The organism is Maricaulis sp. D1M11, from assembly GCF_047308265.1.
In the GTDB taxonomy this organism is placed as follows: Bacteria; Pseudomonadota; Alphaproteobacteria; order Caulobacterales; family Maricaulaceae; genus Maricaulis.
Map to the genome: position 1 here is coordinate 320,305 of NZ_JBKQWY010000001.1, position 18,218 is coordinate 338,522.

At 60.3% G+C, this 18,218-nt stretch carries 24 protein-coding genes; 18 read left to right on the top strand and 6 right to left on the bottom strand.

Annotated elements, in window-relative coordinates; translation table 11 throughout:
- Positions 1–22: 22 nt before the first annotated feature.
- Entirely contained in the window at positions 23–406 is a 384-nt protein-coding gene (locus tag RMQ97_RS01645; protein ID WP_413659083.1) for an STAS/SEC14 domain-containing protein, read from the bottom strand.
- 201 nt (positions 407–607) lie between these two features.
- On the opposite strand from RMQ97_RS01645, the gene RMQ97_RS01650 reads away from it, so the two are divergent.
- The 4 genes from RMQ97_RS01650 (at position 608) to RMQ97_RS01665 (ending at position 4,174) form a co-directional block, all read left to right on the top strand.
- Positions 608–1,747 (top strand): iron-containing alcohol dehydrogenase, encoded by a 1,140-nt coding sequence (locus RMQ97_RS01650; RefSeq protein WP_413659084.1) that lies wholly within the window; start codon positions 608–610, stop codon positions 1,745–1,747.
- Positions 1,744–2,178, top strand: coding sequence for an acyl-CoA thioesterase (locus RMQ97_RS01655; RefSeq protein ID WP_413659085.1), 435 nt, complete (start codon positions 1,744–1,746; stop codon positions 2,176–2,178). The genes RMQ97_RS01650 and RMQ97_RS01655 overlap by 4 nt, the downstream gene beginning before the upstream one ends.
- A gap of 142 nt (positions 2,179–2,320) precedes the next feature.
- Entirely contained in the window at positions 2,321–3,457 is a 1,137-nt protein-coding gene (gene zapE, locus RMQ97_RS01660; RefSeq protein WP_413659086.1) for a cell division protein ZapE, read from the top strand.
- 39 nt (positions 3,458–3,496) lie between these two features.
- A complete protein-coding gene (locus RMQ97_RS01665; RefSeq protein WP_413659087.1) occupies positions 3,497–4,174 on the top strand; it encodes an O-methyltransferase in 678 nt (225 codons plus the stop codon).
- A 12-nt stretch (positions 4,175–4,186) separates the two neighbouring features.
- On the opposite strand, the gene RMQ97_RS01670 is transcribed toward RMQ97_RS01665, so the two are convergent.
- Positions 4,187–5,068 (bottom strand): LysR family transcriptional regulator, encoded by an 882-nt coding sequence (locus RMQ97_RS01670; protein ID WP_413659088.1) that lies wholly within the window; start codon positions 5,066–5,068, stop codon positions 4,187–4,189.
- A 107-nt stretch (positions 5,069–5,175) separates the two neighbouring features.
- Here RMQ97_RS01670 and RMQ97_RS01675 point away from each other — a divergent pair, with 107 nt between their 5' ends.
- Positions 5,176–5,580 (top strand): MAPEG family protein, encoded by a 405-nt coding sequence (locus tag RMQ97_RS01675; protein WP_413659089.1) that lies wholly within the window; start codon positions 5,176–5,178, stop codon positions 5,578–5,580.
- 17 nt (positions 5,581–5,597) lie between these two features.
- Here RMQ97_RS01675 and RMQ97_RS01680 read toward each other — a convergent pair whose 3' ends face one another.
- Complete coding sequence (locus RMQ97_RS01680; protein ID WP_413659090.1) at positions 5,598–6,089, bottom strand: DUF3291 domain-containing protein; 492 nt, start codon at positions 6,087–6,089, stop codon at positions 5,598–5,600.
- A 130-nt stretch (positions 6,090–6,219) separates the two neighbouring features.
- Here RMQ97_RS01680 and mdh point away from each other — a divergent pair, with 130 nt between their 5' ends.
- On the top strand, positions 6,220–7,182 hold the full coding sequence (gene mdh / locus RMQ97_RS01685; RefSeq protein ID WP_413659091.1) for a malate dehydrogenase: 963 nt from the start codon (positions 6,220–6,222) through the stop codon (positions 7,180–7,182).
- Between the two features lie 101 nt (positions 7,183–7,283).
- Here the strand turns inward: mdh and RMQ97_RS01690 are convergent, their stop codons facing one another.
- Positions 7,284–7,778, bottom strand: a complete 495-nt coding sequence (locus RMQ97_RS01690) for a tryptophan-rich sensory protein (RefSeq protein ID WP_413659092.1) — start codon at positions 7,776–7,778, stop codon at positions 7,284–7,286.
- 172 nt (positions 7,779–7,950) lie between these two features.
- Here RMQ97_RS01690 and RMQ97_RS01695 point away from each other — a divergent pair, with 172 nt between their 5' ends.
- On the top strand, positions 7,951–8,574 hold the full coding sequence (locus RMQ97_RS01695) for a peroxiredoxin family protein (protein ID WP_413659093.1): 624 nt from the start codon (positions 7,951–7,953) through the stop codon (positions 8,572–8,574).
- Between the two features lie 46 nt (positions 8,575–8,620).
- Positions 8,621–9,163 carry a GNAT family N-acetyltransferase gene (locus RMQ97_RS01700; protein WP_413659094.1) on the top strand — a complete coding sequence of 181 codons (543 nt, stop codon included), beginning with the start codon at positions 8,621–8,623 and terminating at the stop codon, positions 9,161–9,163.
- Positions 9,164–9,185: 22 nt separating this feature from the next.
- Here RMQ97_RS01700 and RMQ97_RS01705 read toward each other — a convergent pair whose 3' ends face one another.
- The gene (locus tag RMQ97_RS01705; RefSeq protein ID WP_413659095.1) at positions 9,186–9,926 is read right to left on the bottom strand and encodes a 2OG-Fe(II) oxygenase; all 741 of its coding nucleotides are present in this window, start codon (positions 9,924–9,926) and stop codon (positions 9,186–9,188) included.
- A gap of 148 nt (positions 9,927–10,074) precedes the next feature.
- Between RMQ97_RS01705 and RMQ97_RS01710 the strand changes: the two genes are divergently transcribed.
- Positions 10,075–10,905: a hypothetical protein gene (locus tag RMQ97_RS01710; RefSeq protein WP_413659096.1), complete on the top strand. Its 831-nt coding sequence runs from the start codon at positions 10,075–10,077 to the stop codon at positions 10,903–10,905.
- A gap of 32 nt (positions 10,906–10,937) precedes the next feature.
- On the opposite strand, the gene RMQ97_RS01715 is transcribed toward RMQ97_RS01710, so the two are convergent.
- Entirely contained in the window at positions 10,938–11,696 is a 759-nt protein-coding gene (locus RMQ97_RS01715) for a LytTR family DNA-binding domain-containing protein (protein WP_413659097.1), read from the bottom strand.
- A 205-nt stretch (positions 11,697–11,901) separates the two neighbouring features.
- Between RMQ97_RS01715 and RMQ97_RS01720 the strand changes: the two genes are divergently transcribed.
- The 9 genes from RMQ97_RS01720 (at position 11,902) to RMQ97_RS01760 (ending at position 18,146) form a co-directional block, all read left to right on the top strand.
- Positions 11,902–12,345: a DUF2141 domain-containing protein gene (locus tag RMQ97_RS01720; protein WP_413659098.1), complete on the top strand. Its 444-nt coding sequence runs from the start codon at positions 11,902–11,904 to the stop codon at positions 12,343–12,345.
- 9 nt (positions 12,346–12,354) lie between these two features.
- Complete coding sequence (locus RMQ97_RS01725; protein WP_413659099.1) at positions 12,355–12,753, top strand: DUF2306 domain-containing protein; 399 nt, start codon at positions 12,355–12,357, stop codon at positions 12,751–12,753.
- Positions 12,754–12,824: 71 nt separating this feature from the next.
- Positions 12,825–13,982, top strand: a complete 1,158-nt coding sequence (locus RMQ97_RS01730; protein ID WP_413659100.1) for an alkaline phosphatase D family protein — start codon at positions 12,825–12,827, stop codon at positions 13,980–13,982.
- A gap of 293 nt (positions 13,983–14,275) precedes the next feature.
- On the top strand, positions 14,276–14,566 hold the full coding sequence (locus tag RMQ97_RS01735) for a DUF2282 domain-containing protein (RefSeq protein ID WP_413659101.1): 291 nt from the start codon (positions 14,276–14,278) through the stop codon (positions 14,564–14,566).
- A gap of 113 nt (positions 14,567–14,679) precedes the next feature.
- Entirely contained in the window at positions 14,680–15,534 is an 855-nt protein-coding gene (locus RMQ97_RS01740; RefSeq protein ID WP_413659102.1) for a DUF692 domain-containing protein, read from the top strand.
- Positions 15,527–16,279 carry a DNA-binding domain-containing protein gene (locus RMQ97_RS01745; protein ID WP_413659103.1) on the top strand — a complete coding sequence of 251 codons (753 nt, stop codon included), beginning with the start codon at positions 15,527–15,529 and terminating at the stop codon, positions 16,277–16,279. Before RMQ97_RS01740 ends, RMQ97_RS01745 begins: the two co-directional genes overlap by 8 nt.
- Positions 16,279–16,836: a DoxX family protein gene (locus RMQ97_RS01750; protein ID WP_413659104.1), complete on the top strand. Its 558-nt coding sequence runs from the start codon at positions 16,279–16,281 to the stop codon at positions 16,834–16,836. The genes RMQ97_RS01745 and RMQ97_RS01750 overlap by 1 nt, the downstream gene beginning before the upstream one ends.
- A 108-nt stretch (positions 16,837–16,944) precedes the next feature.
- Positions 16,945–17,385, top strand: coding sequence for a TQO small subunit DoxD (locus tag RMQ97_RS01755; RefSeq protein ID WP_413659105.1), 441 nt, complete (start codon positions 16,945–16,947; stop codon positions 17,383–17,385).
- A gap of 47 nt (positions 17,386–17,432) precedes the next feature.
- Positions 17,433–18,146 carry a methyltransferase domain-containing protein gene (locus RMQ97_RS01760; protein WP_413659106.1) on the top strand — a complete coding sequence of 238 codons (714 nt, stop codon included), beginning with the start codon at positions 17,433–17,435 and terminating at the stop codon, positions 18,144–18,146.
- Positions 18,147–18,218: the final 72 nt, after the last annotated feature.

Consider the following 18,218-nt stretch of genomic DNA (forward strand, 5'->3'; position numbering starts at 1 on the left):
CAACATCATTGGGAGAACGCCATCAACTCGCAAGGTCAAGGCGCTCCGTGACCCAGGCCTGCGCCTCATCAGCATTGTCAAACACGACTGGAACCACGGGCATGTCCTCGATCCGGTGACGCAGAGCCGTGCGAAAATTCTCGTCCCAGTCCACCGGACGCACGAAGGCGAGTGTCAGGTGCGGCGGCATGGACAGCAGGAAATCTTCGATCAGATCACCATTCAGCGCAGCGGTGCCAATCGTTTTGTATTGACGGGCATTGGTCAAAAGGGCGCGGGCGGGGCCGTCTTCCAGACGGGATCGGATGCATTGCGTGAGCTTGCGGGTCTCTGTGGCGGTAACTTCACCAGAGAGTTCGACTTTCAGCAGCAGGCCCTGATGGGCGTCTTCCAGGGTAACGGACATGGGTACTCACATTTCAGGCGCAGGTTTAGCGCAAACACTGTTCACTTATCTACCGGATGGCAGACTTGGGAGGTGAGTCATGTTTGATGAGAGTCATTCGCATTTATGGTTAATGTTTGTCAAACGCGCGCGTCGACTGCTGGACGCCGCTTCCTGGCTCTGCCATCACTGAGGCCAATACACATGCCGAGCGGGGACTTTATGCCTGATTTTGCCTTTCGAACCGTGCCCCACATCCATGTCGGGGCGGGAAGCGCACAGCGTCTGGCGGACATTACCGGGGACCATTTCAAGGACAAGCGGACCTGTTTTCTGGTCACCGATCCGGGTGTTCGCCAGGCGGGCCTCATCGAGGGCGCGCTCTCGTCTCTTCAGACCGCAGGAATCACCGTCGTCGTATACGACCAGGTGCAGGCGGACCCACCCGAAGCGATTGTTCGAGCCGCAGCAGAACAGGCGCGGGCTGCAGGCGTGGAGATAGTTGTGGGTCTAGGCGGCGGGTCCTCACTGGATACGGCTAAACTGGTCGCGATGCTTCTCGGCTCAGCGCAGCCGCTCGAGGCGATGTATGGCGTTAACCAGGCCACGGGGCCGCGCCTTCCCCTTATTCTCATACCGACCACGGCGGGCACCGGGTCAGAAGTCACGCCCATCTCGGTTGTCACGGTGGGGGAAACGACCAAGATGGGCGTCAACGCGCCCGCGCTGTATGCGGATCTGGCGGTGCTGGATGCTGATCTGACACTCGGTTTGCCGCGTGCGGTCACCGCGGCCACGGGCATTGATGCGATGGTGCATGCGATCGAGGCCTATACTTCGCGGGTCGAGAAAAACCCGGTCTCCGATGCCCTGGCCTTGGCGGGTCTGAAAAAACTCCACGGCGCCATCGAGGCCGCCTGTCTGGATGGATCGAACCGCCAGGCCCGCGAGGACATGTTGCTGGGGGCCCTTCTGGCCGGTCAGGCGTTCGCGAATGCCCCTGTAGGCGCGGTTCACGCTCTGGCTTATCCGCTCGGCGGGATTTTTCATATCCCGCACGGGCTGTCCAATTCGCTGATGCTGCCCCCGGTGCTGCGTTACAATGCGCAGACGGCCGAGCCGCTCTACGCTGAACTAGCCGCGCATCTGGGTCTGCACCCGTCCACCGAGGCCCTCGTGGATGACATGGAACGCATCGCCGATGCCGTGGGGATCGAGACCCGGTTGAGCCAGTGCGGCATCAGTCACAATGATCTGCCGCAGCTTGCGGAAGATGCGATGAAGGTGACGCGTCTTCTGGTCAATAATCCGCGACCGATGACATTAGAGGCCGCGCAGGCGTGTTATGAGGCGGTACTGTGACGGCGCCGGAACGTTATCCCCGTGCGGCCTATAAATGCTTTCGCGCTCTTCCCACGCGCTGGGCGGATAATGATATCTACGGCCACATCAACAATGCTGCCTATTACGGGTTTTTCGACACGGCGGTGAACAGCTTCCTGATCGAACAGGCCGAGCTGGATATCCAGGCGGGCGAGGTGATCGGTCTGGTGGTTGAAACGGGTTGCGCCTATTTCGCCCCGCTGGCCTATCCCCAGATTGTCGAGGCCGGTATTCGGGTCACGCGCATCGGGACGTCATCCGTGCGCTATGAGGTCGGCCTTTTTGCCGAAGGCGAGGACCAGCCGTCGGCCCAGGGGCATTTCATCCATGTCTATGTCGATCGACAGACCCGACGCCCGACACCCCTTCCGGCCGGGATGCGGAGCGCTCTGGAGACCCTTCATGCGTGAGGTTCGCGAGCCCCGCCTTCTGGTGCTGGCCCTGGTCGTGACCGGAGGTCTCGCAGTGATCGCCCTTTTCTCCCTGCTCGGCGGGCTTTAGGGCTGTGTTGTGTTGATGTGATTGAAACATGCCTGCCGTAAGACCTCTCCCATGACCACGCCTTTGGATATCTGGCGCGCCCGCGTTGCCGACGGTCAGTTGACCGCCGATGCCGACCAAGAGCGTGCTGCCGTCAAGCTCACGGAACTACAGGCGCGCCTGAAGTCCTGGCGACCGGAAAAGAAACCCCTGTTTGGCAAACCCAAACCACCGCCCATCGGTCTTTACATGTGGGGAGGTGTCGGCCGCGGCAAATCCATGCTGATGGATCTCTTCATCGAGACAGCGGGTGTGCGACCGCGGCGGCGCGCGCATTTCCATGAATTCATGCAGGACGTCCACCGTCGCATCGCCGGCTGGCGGGCATTGACCCCGGCTCAGCGCAAGCGTCAGCCTCACTATGTTCGTGGTGCAGGCGATGACCCTGTTCCACCGGTTGCGCGGGCTCTGTCCCGCGAAGCGCGTCTTCTGGCCTTTGACGAATTCCAGGTTACCGACATCACGGATGCCATGATCCTGGGCCGGCTGTTCGAACACATGTTTGACGAGGGTGTTGTGGTCGTGGCCACGTCCAATCGCCACCCGGATGAACTTTACAAGGATGGCATCAATCGGCAGCTGTTCGTGCCCTTCATCGACCTGCTCAAGACCCGTCTGGAGGTGTTTGAGCTGAATGGCGGGGTTGATCACCGTTTGCGCCAGTTGCAGGCCGCGCCCGTCTATTATTGCCCGCTGGGCATGGATGCCGAACTGTCCATGGAACGGGCCTGGGAGCGTCTGACACAGGGCGCCGTGCCGCAGCACTGTATGCTGGAGGTCCAGGGGCGTGAGCTTCATATTCATCGCGAGGCCGCCGGGGTCGCTCGTTTCAGCTTCGAGGAATTGTGTGCTCGGCCCCTGGGGCCGGCGGACTATCTGACCATTGCCGCCAATTTCCACACGGTATTGCTGGAAAACGTGCCGCGTCTGCAGCGCGACAAGCGCAATGAGGCGAAGCGGTTTGTGACGCTGATCGATGCCCTCTACGAGGCGCGGACCAAGCTGGTGATGAGTGCAGATGCGCAACCCCGCGATCTTTATCCGGATGGAGACGGGGCTTTCGAGTTCGAACGGACTGTGTCACGCCTGATGGAAATGCGGTCCGAAGCCTATCTTGCGGCAGAGCGCCGGACGGTTGAGGTGGAGTGATCGCACGCCACCGGGTAGAGGATTTTTCGGGAGACGATCATGTCACACTCCATCGGTCTGAATGAGACCCTCACAGCTTATGTCCAGGCGGCCAACCGGGACGAAACTGCGGCTTTGAAAGCCTGCCGTGAAGACACAATGGCGATGGGCGATGTGGCGAACATGCAGATCAGTCCTGAGCAGGGCGCTTTCCTGCAGATTTGCGCGCGCATGGTCCGCGCCCGTATCGCCGTCGAGATCGGCGTGTTTACAGGTTATTCCGCCCTGGCGACCATTCTCGCGATGAAAGACATGCATGGGTCCGACGCGCGGCTTTTTGGCTGCGATATCTCTCGCGAATACACTGACCAGGCCCGCACGTATTGGGCGCAGGCCGGTGTGGATGACCAGATCGAGCTGACCCTGGGTGATGCCCGCGAAACGCTGTGTGCCCTCGCTCCTTCGATTGTCGGTGAGGTGGACATGATTTTCATCGATGCCGACAAGACCGGATACGATGCCTATTATGAAGCCGGGCTGGATTTGCTGCGCCCAGGCGGGGTGATCCTGTTCGACAATGTCCTCTGGAACGGAGATGTGGCCGACCCGGCCAAGGTCATGGCGGACGCTGACACGGCGGCCCTGCGGTCAATTGCTGAGACCGTAAAGGCGGATCCGCGGGTCGATATGGCGTTCACGGGTCTGGGTGACGGTATCCTGATGGCCGTCAAACGCTGACGAGCAGATGTGTCAGAGCTGGGGTTTCGGGAAAGGCGCTTCGCCGCGAAAACAGGCGGCATGGGCCTTGATCCCGTCTGCCAGTGTATTGAACAGGGTCCGCACGCGGGGTGAACGCAACAGGTCTCGGTGGGTCAGGACCCAGATATCGCGATTGGGCCAGCTCCTGCCCTCGTGCAGTCGAACCAGATCGGGATGGGCGTCACCAACCATCACCGGCAGGGCAGCAATTCCCATGCCCTGGGCGGCAAGTGATAGCTGTGCCCCCATCTCGTCGGCATGCCAGATTCGACCGTGGACCGGGACATCAAGCTCGCGTGCCCACGCTTCCATCTCCCCGGTTGTACCCCAGCCAATCCAGTCCTGCTCAAGACCTTTGGATGCATGGTCCCGATGAGCGTAAAGGGCCACATGATAGGTGGCGGCCTTGCGGCCGATCAGGTGTTCAGGCGGATTATTGGAGCCGCGCACCGCGATATCCGCTTCGCGCTTAGTCAGGCTCGCCTCGGTCATGGAAACATCCACTTCCACATGAACATCGGGATACTGGTGATGGAAGTCCGCGAGGATGGCACCCAGAAACACATCCATGGTGTAAGGCGGGACAGTCAGGCGGATCTCTCCGCTCAAATCGGCATCCTCTCCCATGAGTCTGCGTTCTAGGGCGTGGACCTGGTCTTCCACATCACGGGCCGTTGCCAGCATAGCCTCCCCCGCCGGGGTCAGTACGAGCCCGGTCGGCAGGCGTTCGAACAGGCGTTGCCCCACGGCGTGCTCGAAGGCCCCGATTCGTCGAGAAATCGTGCTCTGATCCAGACCCGTCTCGCGGGCCGCGGCCTGGGTTGATCCGGCCTGGGCCGTCACCAGAAAAGTTTGAAGGTCGCGCCAATCCATGCCGGGTGTATAGCTGATGCAAAATAACATCGCCAGAAGAAAATAAATCATTTCACCTTTGCGCAATCGCATCGGCATAACAGGACACACGCATCATGGAGGTAAGGATGACGTTTGAGCTTTGGATGGCACTGGCGGCCGCGGGATTGTTGTTTCTAGCGGTGAACTACCAGGCTGTCATCGGGATTGGGGTCTACGGTCTCATCGCGCAAATCGGACCACGTGACGGCCGTTATGAATTCCCCAATGTCATCGGCCGGGGACAGCGGGCGGTCCGCAATCACATCGAGGCGATGGCCATGTTTATCCCGGTTGTTCTGATTGCTCATCTGGCCGGCATCAGCAATGAGTGGACGCGCTGGGGTGCGCTGACCTTTATTCTTTGCCGGACGCTCTACCTGCCGGCCTATTGGAGCGGAATTCCCGCAGTGCGCACCTTGTTGTTCTCGGCCGGGTTGATGAGCACGGTCGCAATCGCCCTGCCCATTCTTTTACCCTCGCTGTTTGCCTGAGCCCGGTCGGGCCTTCCTCAGGCCGTATTCTTTGCCCAGTCCAGTCGTGTCCCGTCGGGCGTATGAATGGTGCCGAAGGTGAAAGCACCGGGGCCGGGCCCTTCCGTGTTCAGGCGGTCGAGCCGCGCCTTTGCTTCGGTCAGGTCGGGTCTGTGCCCGGCCTTCACCCACCACAAAACCATGTGATGCGTTTCCATGGCGCCGAACCATTCCTTGCGGCGCCCCATCACCTTGGCGTGGACGGTCTTGTTGACAAAGGCCTCCAGGCTCTCTGCGTCTTCCCAGACGCTGAGATTGACCAGCAAACGCGGATCATCAAACGCCTGGATATCCATCGTGCCCACACCTCCCTTGTCGGTCAGTCGCCAGACATAGCCCGGCATGCGTTCTGCCATTTCATTGACGGGGCCGATCATGTCGACGAAATCCTTGAAACGTGGATCATCGTTCTCGTATCGCGCCTTGGCGATGTTGAGCTCGGCTAGTTGCCAGCCAGCGGTATCGGACATTCTGTGCTCCCTCGTCAGACCTTGGTCTAGTTGGGGTTGCCCGGTCGGGGCCGCAAGCACGCCTTGAAGAAATCATCGCGCAGCGGTAGACCGCATCAACGCCTTACCTTTCCGCAGAGGAGACCTCCCCATGGCACGTAAAAAGATTGCGCTTATCGGCGCCGGCATGATCGGCGGCACACTGGCTCACATTGCTGCTCGCGAAGAGCTGGGTGATGTGGTCCTGTTCGACATCGCCGAAGGCACGGCCAAGGGCAAGGCGCTCGATATCGCCGAAGCCAGCCCGGTGTTCGGCAAGGACAGCAAGCTTGCCGGCTCTGATGATTATGCCGCCATCGAGGGCGCCGATGTCTGCATCGTCACCGCTGGCGTGCCGCGCAAGCCGGGCATGAGCCGTGATGACCTGCTGGGCATCAATCTCAAGGTCATGAAAGCGGTGGGTGAAGGCATCGCCAAATATGCACCGAACGCCTTCGTCATCTGCATCACCAACCCGCTGGATGCCATGGTCTGGGCACTGCGAGAGTTCTCCGGTCTGCCGCATAACAAGGTCGTCGGCATGGCCGGCGTTCTGGACAGCGCGCGTTTCCGTCATTTCCTGGCTGACGAGTTTGAAGTGTCTGTTGAAGACGTGAACGCGTTCGTCATGGGTGGTCACGGCGATACCATGGTTCCGCTGCTGCGTTACTCCACCGTCGCCGGCATCCCGGTTCCGGACATGGTCGAGATGGGCTGGTCCACGTCTGAAAAAATGGATGCCATTGTTGACCGGACCCGGAAGGGCGGCGGCGAGATCGTGGCGCTTCTCGGTAACGGGTCGGCCTTCTACGCACCGGCTGAGAGCGCCATCGAAATGGCTGTCTCCTACCTGCGCGACAAGAAGCGCATCCTGCCGTGTGCGGCTCACCTGACCGGTCAGTTCGGCCAGGATGATCTCTATGTCGGCGTGCCGGTCATCATCGGTAAGGATGGTGTTGAGAAAGTTGTCGAGATTTCTCTCAACGCGGATGAGCAAGCCATGTTCGATCACTCTGTTGAGGCGGTCAAAGGTCTGGTTGAGGCCTGTAAAGGTCTGGAGCCGTCCCTGGCCTGAGCGTATTGACGCTAGTGGATTAAAGGCGCCGGGCTCCTCAGAGTCCGGCGTTTTTTGTGCGTCCGTTAGACCGCGGCTGGGGGGCTGCAGGGGCAGTGCGCTTATAGAGGCGGATTGAGCCGCATAAGCTCGAAATTGATGATCAGCCCACCGCTCAGCATCACAAAGGCGGGCCAGAGCACAAAACCGGCCGGGCGGCTGATCTTGCCAACCAGGCCGATGGCAAAGAGGTTGAACACCCAAATGGCCAGGCTCAGGACAAAACCCAGCTGCACATTCTCTGTTGCAAAGAAGGCAACAATTCTCAGTACCTGAGTCGCAATCACGGTGAGGACGAGCAATTGTCCGAACAGGCGCACGCGGGGCGATTGTGAACGCTCAACCAGCCAGAGGCTGACCATATTGAGATGGATCAAAATGGCCCAGGCCAGGGTCTGCATGGAGAAACCCGGCACCCAGTCCGGATGCACGAGCTGTGAGGTCCACATGCGTGCGCCACTGGCATTGACCCAACCTGCAAGGCTTCCCGTCAACGCGGAGGCGATGATGAGATAGATGATCAGGCGCAGGACGCCGGGCCGGTGCTCCTCTTCCATGTCTCGATCTCCTCACAAAAAATCGACGAGATTGTGAAGTCTCGCAAGAATTGCGCCGGTTGAACGCCCGTGCATACCGCGTATGTCTGACATCATTCCGGTCACAGGTGGTGCACCGGATGCAGTTTATGATTGAGCATCACCGGTATTGCGCTGTGGGGGCGACATTATGATGAAGATTTTCAAAACAGCGGCCGCATTGGCCGTTTTCCTGTCGTCTGCGGTCCTGGCCCAGGAGACGCAAGACGCGATGGCCGTGGCGCAGGAGCGCGCCATGGATCTGGGTCCGGCCATTGGTTCCCAGGCGCCGACGGACTGGTCGTTGCCGGATCAGACCGGAACAGTCCGCACACTGGCGGATATTTCCGGACCTTCGGGTACCGTGATCTTTTTTAACCGCTCGCTGGACTGGTGTCCCTTCTGCCAGAACCAGACGATCGAGCTGGAAATGATGTATGAGGCGTTCGTCGAGCGTGGTTATGGCGTGGCGGTCCTGACCTATGAACCGGTCGAGACCAATGCCCGCTTCGCGGCGGAGCACGCGTCACGGGTTGTCCTTCTGGCCGATGAGGGCAGTGTGGTGATCCGCCAGTTCGACATTCTCGACCCGGTCTATATTGGTCGTTCGGGCCGGTTTGACGGGCTGCCCTATCCAGTCGCATTTGCCTTGTCACCGACGGGGGAGGTTAAGGCCAAGTTCTGGCACGAGCCCGGTTTTGGTGAGGATCGCGGATATCGCATCCGTGTCTCGACGGAAGACGTCCTGACCTCCCTGGACACGTTGAAAGTCGAATAACGGCATTTTACTTGACGAACAGATCGGTCTGGCCTGAGCTGAGGTCATGACCGGTCCTGTTCTGTTTACTGAGCGCCTGATCCTTCGCCGTCCGGAGGAGGATGATTTTCCCGCCATGGCGGCCATGATGGCCGACGACGAGACCACGCGTTTCATTGGCGGTGTGCAATCTGAACCTATTGCCTGGCGCGCCTTTGCCAGTGTGCTCGGTCATTGGCAGCTTCGGGGTTACGGTTTCTTCTCGGTTCTGGAAAAAGAGACCGGCCAGTGGTTGGGGCGGGTCGGTCCGTGGTATCCCCATGGCTGGATCCAGCCCGAAATCGGCTGGACCCTGACCCGCGACAGCTGGGGGCGCGGCTATGCGGTCGAAGCCGCCCGCGCGGCGATGGATTTTGTCTTTGACCGTCTGGCCTGGGACAGCGTTATCCACTTGATCGACGCGGACAACACACCCAGTCAGGCTGTGGCCTCGCGCATTGGTTCGCGTAATCTGGAATATCAGGCAGAGGTGGCCGGTTTTGACATGAAAGTGGATGTTTGGGGACAGAATGCCGGAGATTGGGCGGAGTTCCGCAAGACTCTGGCTTGATAGTTATTCCGGGGCCTGTTGGTCACCCTGAGGCCGGCGGATCATCCCGCAGCCAGCCTGTAATCTGGAAGCGGCCTGCCCCGGCAAAGGGTGAGACCGGGCTGACGGCGTGAATGCGCCGTCCGTCGAACAAAGACAGGACATTGAAGCGCGGCAAAAACGCCTGGCTGACATCCTTGCTCTCATCGAGAAACATCAGCAATCCGCCCCAATCGGTCTGCCAGTCCTGGGTGAAGCCGAACGTCAGGGCAGCCCGGCGCTCATTATCCATCCCCGTATCGACATGCTGGGTCAGAAAATGGCCCCGTGAGTAGAGGGTCGCCTGGACGTCTGCCTTGGTGATCCCTGGCACTCCGATGACGCGGCTCCCGAATTCGAGAAACTCCGGCGAGTTGAGAAACTCGGTGATGCGGTGGATGGGGTGTCCCGGATCCCAGTTTTGCATATAGGCCTGGATCATGGGATAGGCCGAATAGAGATAGCCAATATTGCGCTGGGCGCGCTCCATGACGGCCTGGATTTTAGCCCGGAGGGCAGCTTGCCCCATGGCCTGGATGTCGGCCTGCGACAGCACGTGGATTGTCTCCTTCCCGTTCTCTGGCAAAGGAAAGATCAATCGCCAGGCCAGGTGTTTGGAAAGTACATCGTGAATCGCCTGGGCTGTCTGCGGGGCGAACACGTCAGGTATGCGCACAAGCGGATCTCTTTGATAGGCCGCAGCATAGGCCTCGACATCAATGTCAGGATTGAGTTTGAGCTCCATCTCTCTCTCCGGGCGCGGCAGATAAATCTAAATACCAGTGTTTCCTGCTCGCGAGCGGGTGGCAAGCGGGAGGACTGCGACGTGGCGTCCTCTTTTCGAGTGGACCGGGGAGGCGCACACTCATGATGGCCAACACAGGAGAGGGCAAATGAAGCGCGCACGGCTTGTACTGACCGGACATGATCGGGATGAGAGCCTGCTGGATCAGGGTTTTGCCCTGGCCTCGCGATGGGATTTCTGCCTCGACGCCCTGTTCGTGCGTCCAACCGCCGAAGCGGCTGGTGCGTATTGGGGAGACGGTTTCTCAGTCTACGCCCTGGACAGCATGATGGCGTCTGTCGACAGAACCGGCGCCGAACTCGCGCTGAAGGCTCGCGACCGGTTTGAAGATGCTCGCACCCATGTTTCGGCCGACCATGCCGGTAGTTTTGTCGAGTTTTCGGGCTTGCCGCGTGAGGCCATGGCGGTTGAAGGGCGGCTGAGCGATCTGCTGATTATGGCGGGGCCGGGCACTCGCGATGCTGCGGCCCAGCTCAATGCGATCGAAACCGCAGCGATGGTATCGGGACGTCCGGTTCTGGTCTTGCCGGAGGCGGGTGAGAGCGACAGGGCGGGGCGTCATGCCGGGATTGCCTGGGACGGATCATTGGAAGTCTCGCGCGCGGTGCAGGGCGGGCTGGGTCTGTTGAAACGCGCGGAGCGGGTCTCGCTCCTGCATGCCGGACCGGAAGCGATGGATCTGCCCACGACGGATGCCCTGGCCCGATATCTGGGCGCGCACGGGCTCATGACGGAACAGGCCGAGATGCCTCCGAGCGGTGTGCCGGGTCAGCTCATTCCTGAGATGGCGCGAGCCCTGGACGTGGATCTTCTGGTCATGGGCGGGTTCGGAGCACCGGGGTGGCAGCGCTCGCTGGGGCGGGATGAAACCACGCAATTACTGCGCGATGCGCCCTACGCAATCTTGCTGGCACACTAGTCCGACGCAATAACTGAGGGCTGGCGGGCGGTTCAGTACCACCCGGCTTCGCGAAGGCGCGGTGAATAGGTGCGGCTGACCGGGACCTCAATGTCGTTTTTCAAGGTCAGCACGGCCCGTCCATCGCCCCTCGAGACCTGCACCACCGCCTGCCGCGCAACCCACCAGGAGCGGTGTGTTCGTGCGCCGTCCAGCGTCTCTACTGCGCTCAGGGCATCGCTCAGTCGCATCAGGACGAGCGCGTCGCCGGCCTCGGTATAAACCCGAAGGTAATGATCTTCGGAGGCGAGCGCCAAAATCGATGAAGACCGCAAACGATGGGGCAGTTTGGACACGAGCGCCTCGCCGACTTGCGGCGCGTTCTCTGTTGGCGGGGCGCTGTCCGCCGAGGTTCTGCGTTCGCTCATCCAGGAGAGTGCGCTGACCGCCGCAGAAATAACCCAGACCATCACATAGACGATCGGTGCGGCCTGCCAGGGAAGTTGACCGCCGGTCAGCCATTCAATCGAGATCACCCCGAAGGTGATCGGGATCGAAACCAGAAAGGAATTGAGCACGGAGACGGCCCAGTCAGGCAGGTCTGGCCAGAGTTTCTCCAGCGCCCGGGAGAATATCGTACCGCTGATCCAGCCAATGGCCATCATACCGGTCCAGTAAAACCAGATCGCGGGCCACCCCAGGCGTCCTGACTGGTAGGGGGCCAGGATGGCCATGAACGTGCCTATGCCCAACACCCAACCGATCGTGGGCAGGGCAGGACGCAGGCGGTTAAGGAGGGTGGAGACGGTCATGCTTCGTGTCGTTTGGCGCTTCGCGAACCGACATCTAGCGCGTTTCGCGCATGACGGCAGCCCCTTCATGCAATGTCGATTTTCTTCGCTGCCGAGGCCGGCTTCTCTGGGGTCACCGGCCGGTGCCGGACATTCGACTGATCAACCCTATTGGACCCGGGTCGCCCAAGGAATGGCCCCGTCCAGATCGAAAGGACGCATGAAAATGACCCGCATGATCTCTTTGCCTGCTGTTTTTGTTTCCACTGCGCTGGCTCTGGGGATGACCGCGCCCAGCCTGGCCAACGGCGAATCCCGTATTCAGGTCACGATTTCAGGACTCGACGCCCAGCGTGGCGGCCAGGTTCAGGTCGGCCTGTATGCCAGTGAGGCATCCTGGGATGAACAGGATGCGATCACAGGCGAAATGGCCCATGTTGACGGAGATACTGTCACCGTGGTGTTCGAGAACCTCGCGGATGGGGCTTATGGCATCATGCTGTTTCAGGATTTTGACAGCGATGGCGAGCTGGACATGAACGCGTTTGGCATTCCTTCCGAGCCCTATGCCTTCTCCAATAATGCCACCGGACGGTTTGGTCCGGCGCGATGGAGCGATGCCCATTTCATGGTAGCCGGTTCAGCGGAACAGTCCATCTCGCTCGACTAGGAGATTATCATGGATGTTCAGGCCTTTTTTTCAGCACCCTGGCATATCCAGCTGCACGCGGGAGCGGCGATCGCCGCTCTCGTTGTGGGCACGGTGCAATGGCTGGGCCCCAAGGGCACGCTCCCGCACCGTACGCTGGGCACGCTTTTTGTGGTGTTTATGGCCATCACGGCCGTGACGGCGGTGTTCATCCGTCAGATCAATGCCGGCGGGTTTTCGGCGCTTCACATCTTTGTGCCGCTGACCCTGTTCGGGCTCCTCGGATTACTGGTGGAGATCCACCGCAAGCGGCCGGGCGCACACCGGCGCGCGGCGAGCGCCCTCTATTTTGGTGCTCTGATCATACCGGGTGTGTTCGCCTTCCTGCCCGGCCGGCTGATGCATGAGGTTTTTCTGTCTGCGTGGTAATCTTATCGTCACATGTGTGACACGGGTCAGGCGTAGATCGACCGGACACAACACATTTCGGGAGATGTTGAATGTCCGCTCGCCTGTCTGCCCTGGCCGCTCTGATTGCCAGCACCGCTTTGGTATCCAGCCCGGTTCTGGCCCAGCAATCCGCACCCACCAATGTCGTGGATGCGCTGAAACCCTATTACGACCAGCTGGACATTGAACTGCCACAGGCGTCCTTGGGCATGGGCGAGCCGGCAACGGACGCGGTTTACTCCCGCATTCTGTTCGGGTCGTGTTCGCGCCCGGAAGAGGGGATGGAAATTCTTGATCAGGTCACAGCGGCCGATCCGGATCTCTTCCTGTTCATTGGCGATAACGTCTATGGCGACGCTTATTCCTGGGACGCCACCCTGCCGGAGCTGCGTGATGCCTATGCTGCGCTGGCCGCAGCGCCGGAATTCATTCGACTGCGTGAGAACGCGCCCATGCTCGCGACCTGGGACGATCACGACTATGGCATGAATGATTTTGGCGCCCAGTTCCCGTACAAGGGCTATGCCGAGGAGATCTTCCTCGACTTCTGGAATGTGCCTGCTGATGATGTTCGCCGCACCCGCCCGGGCATTCATGACGCGCGTATCCTCGGACCGGAAGGGCAGCGCATCCAGATCATCATGCTCGATACGCGTTACTTCCGCGGGCCGCTGACCATGACGGACGAGCGGAATGCGCCCGGTCGTGAGCGTTACATTCCGAGTGAGGATACCAGCGTCTCCATGCTGGGTGACGAACAATGGGCCTGGCTGGCGGAAGAATTACAAAAACCGGCCGAGCTGCGCCTGATCGTCTCGTCGATCCAGGTGCATGCCGATGGACACGGATATGAAGCCTGGCGGACGATGCCGCATGAGCGCGAGCGCCTTTACAATCTGGTTGCCGAAACCGGAGCAAACGGTGTGGTTCTCTTGTCGGGCGATCGGCATTCCTCCGGCCTGTATCTGCGCGACGATGTGGCGCCTTACCCGCTGTACGAGATCACCTCTTCCTCGCTGAACCTGTCTTTCCGTGACGAAAACAACGAAGCGGGTCCGAACCGGATCGGTGACATGTATGCGCCCGTGAATTTCGGTGAAGTGGCCGTCGACTGGGCCAGCGGTGATGTGGATCTCATCATCCGCGATGGCGAGGGCGACGCGGTGCGCGAGATCGAATTCAATCTGTCGGATCTGCAAATCGACTAACAGGCTGATGGCCATGGTGTGAGATCAGCGCTGTGGCCATCGATCGAAGGGGCGTTGCCCGGGCGGCGCCCTTCTGTCCTTTGGCTGTCTGTTCGGAGCCTGTCTGTATCGGGATCTGTGGGGGTTAGGTCCGCGTTGTGTGGCCAACAGGGTTAGCGCAGCTTAACCGCCCTCACAGATTGGTGACCCGACTGCGGGTGGACGTGATTCGCTTGTTATCGCCTCATCTGGGACTGTCTCCCTGCCCGCCGGGGACTGTCCCGCCCGGACCGGGAAACGAGGAGATGAGACTGATGAAAGCCGATACCAAAATCGCCGCCGCTGCGGCATCTGCCCTGGCCCTGTCCCTGTCCGCTGCTGCGGCCCACGCTGACACGTCCAGCGCCCTGGACGAAACCGAACAGTGCTATGGCGTGTCCCTGGCCGGTGAAAACGATTGTGCTGCAGGCCCGGGTACGTCCTGCGCCGGTACGTCTACGGTCGACTATCAGGGCAATGCCTGGGTCTATGTTCCTGAAGGTGAGTGCGAAACCATCCAGACGCCGTACGGCAATGGATCCCTGGAGCCGATCGAGCGCCCGTAACGCCTGATCGATCAGGTTCCCGAGCACGCTACCGGTCCTGTGCCCCCCATTTCAGCCGGTAGCAGGAGGCCGCCGACTTGACTTCCGCTGTTTCTGTCCCTTCGGCAAACCCCGTGCCCTCTGCCGGCATTGGTTTGAAACCGGAGCATTATCGCCCGGTTTTGGAAGCGCAGGTCGACGGTCTCTGGCTCGAGATCCATCCTGAAAACTACATGGAAGCGGGGGGGGCGCGCCTCGACTGGCTGACCGCGCTCGCTGAAACCCATGACCTGTCCTTCCATGGTGTGGGTTTGTCGCTGGGCGGTGTGGATCGACCGGATCCGGACCATCTCAAACGCTGGACGCGGCTTATGGAGCGGGTCAATCCGGTCCGTGTGTCTGAGCACCTGGCCTGGTCCGCGCATGCTGGCGTGTTTTTCAATGATCTCCTGCCGGTTCAGATGACGCGATGCGCGCTCGACCGGTTCGCTGATCATGTTGATATCATGCAACAGGCGCTGGGGCGCCAGGTGCTGATCGAAAACCCCTCGCGCTATATCGATCTTCCCGAAGAATTGCCGGAAGCCGAGTTTCTGGCAGAGACTGTCGAGCGAACCGGGTGTGGCCTGTTGCTTGACGTCAATAATCTATACGTGACCGCCCGGAATATGGGTTGGGATCTCGTCGATGATATCAATACGTATCTGGCGACATTGCCGCTGAAGGCCGTGGGTGAGTTGCATCTGGCCGGACATGAAGCCGACAGCCAGCTGGGCGAGGCGCTTCTGGTCGACACACATGGAGCGCCTGTGCCCGACCCGGTATGGAGTTTGTGCGCCCGTGTACTGGCCCGAACGGGTCCCAAACCTGTCCTGATTGAACGAGACAACGATATTCCCCCCTTCGACGTACTGCTGGCTGAGCGGGATCGCGCCCAGTCGCTGCTCGACATGTTGTCGGAACCCCTGATGGGGCGCCGGCATGCTTGAGCGTCTCCAGGACCAGTTTGCGAGCGCCCTTCGTTCGGGTGATACAACCGCCCTGAGTGAGCTCGGCCTGGACGCGGATCAGCGCGCGCGTTTTGCCGTTTATCGCAATACGGTCGTACGTAGTGCGATTGATGCACTCCGAGCAGCCTATCCGTCGGTTCAGGCACGGCTGGGTGAAGAGAATTTCCAGGCTGTAGCGCGCTTTTATTGGGAACGTCGCCCACCGACCGCGCATCGTATGACCTTGTATGGAGAGGCGCTGGCCCAGGTGCTGGAGCAATGGAGCGGGCCGGCCTTCCCCAAAGACTTGCCCGGACTTATTGCCCATGATCGGGCCTGGCTGGAAGCGCATCATTCTGTGAACGCGCCTGCCTTCACTGCAGCGCAAGCGGCCGCCCTGGAACCGACAGAACTGGTGTCACGGGCGCCGGGTTTGCATCCGTCTGTGCGATTGCTGGAGACGGCGCCGGGTCATTATGCGCTGTGGCGCAATCTGAGATTTGAGGCGGCGGTCCAGTCTGATCACCGTCACAGCCTGGTCTGGCGAGTGCGGGGTGAGGTTCGCCACGCTCCGCTTGATCGTGGCGGCCATGAATTCTTACGCCGGGTTGGAGCTGGGGGAACGCTCGAAACGGCAATCGCGGCAACCCAAGAACATGTAGACGGGTTCAACCCGGCCCCTGTGTTTCAATGGGCCCTGTCGCAAAACGTATTGAGCGGCGAAGCCGCCGGAAAGGAAGACTGATGAGTTCAACCCACCGAACCGGTGGCCTGGTCGCAAGACTGCATGCCACTCATATGGCCGCCATCGCCATTCTGCGAACGCCATTGCTGGCTGATGTTCTGGCCTTGCTGGCCCGATTGACGCTGGCTGGCGTGTTCTGGCGTTCGCTATTGACCAAGGTGCAGACCACCAAGCTTTTCACCTACACGGAATACATCAATGATTTCCCGGTGGAACGGGCCCGCATGCGCATCCCCGCTTTGCCGCTGGACATGAAGCCTGCGACGATCACCCTCTTCGCCAATGAATATGATCTGCCGATCCTGCCGCCTGCCGTGGCGGCCTGGATGGCCACACTGGCGGAATTTGTCCTGCCTCTCCTGCTGGTGGTGGGTCTGGCAAGCCGTCTTTCGGCCCTGGCCCTGCTCGCCATGACGCTCGTGATCCAGTTCCTCGTCTATCCCGAAGCCTGGTGGGGGACGCACGCCCTGTGGATCGTCATGGCCGGATATCTGTCTGTTTATGGTCCCGGACGCGCGAGTTTGGATCATCTCGTGGGCGCACGTTTCGCGCGATAGGTGCAGCCGGTTGAAACTGTCACACGAGGCGGGCAAGGTCCGCCCGGAAATGGGGTGACGCATTGGCAGGGGTGCCCAGATGTGTCCGGAAAGGCCCCGGGGGTGACCATGTTGAATATGAATCCGAGCGAGACCCGTCCCGCTGGTCCTGAGCGTTTCATGCCCGACTGGGTGATGGGGCTTGTGGTTCGAGTATGCCTGGTTCCGGGCATCTGGATGTGGGCACGCGAGCATGCGGGTTCCTGGCCGCAGGTCGATCCGGGTTTGGTGGCTGCGGCCGAAGTCTGGGGCCTGCCCATGATGTCGGCAGAGGCTGTTGCCTTTATTGCGGTCTGGGGTGGCCAAATCCTGTGTGGGTTTCTTGTGGCTGGCTTCTTGACCCGCTTGTCCGGTCTTGGTCTTTTGCTCGGCATTCTCGCGTACCTGATCTGGGTGTCGCCTCTCGCCTGGCCGATTGCCATAGTGCATGGCGCGGCCGCGTTTTACCTCTTCGCTCGAGGGGGCGGGGCGTTTTCCATCGATGGTGCGATTGTCGCCACCGCCCGCTAGCAGCCCCTAGCGCGGCCCTATCTGCACGCCATCGGAATACGTCCATCATGAAACTCTTCTTTCAAGGTCTCAAAGCCCGCTTTCGCGACCCTCGCCAGTTCTCCGTGCCGAAAATGGCGCGTCATTGTCCGATTTGTGGCTATGAGGGTGTGTTTCATGCGCTGGGTACGCCGCCGCGCTGGGATGGTCGGTGTCCGTCCTGCGGATCCCGTGAACGTCATCGCTTGATCCATTTATGGCTTGAGCGCGAAGGTCTCGATCTGAAGGACGGCCGTACCATTCTGCATTTTGCGCCGGAGAAGTATTTCATCCGCCAGATGGACGGTGCCAGCGAATACCACACGGCCGACATCGTTCCGGGCAAGGCGCGTCACGCCATGGATATGGCCGATATGACATTCGAAAATGCCTCGGTCGACGTGTTGATTTCCAATCACGTGCTCGAACATGTGCCCGATCATCACAAGGCGATGGATGAAATTGCCCGCGTGCTCAAGCCGGGCGGTTTTGCGCTTCTGACCGTGCCGCAGAACTGGGCACGTGAGGAAACCTATGAAAATCCGGAGCTTTCGACAGACCCGGAGCGTTACGCCCACTATAATGACGTCCACCATCTGCGGTTTTACGGTCGCGACTTCCCGGACCTTGTGGCCGCGCACGGTCTCGACGTGTCGGGCTGGCGTTTGCCGCCGGAAGAAGAGCCCCGATACGGGCTCTGCCGTGACGATGTTTTGTGGATTGCCCGCAAACCGGCCGGGTGAGTCGCCCAAAGTCTAACTGACACATCTGTGAATGCCCGGATAAGGTTTTGAAAACATATCGGGCTTACGGAC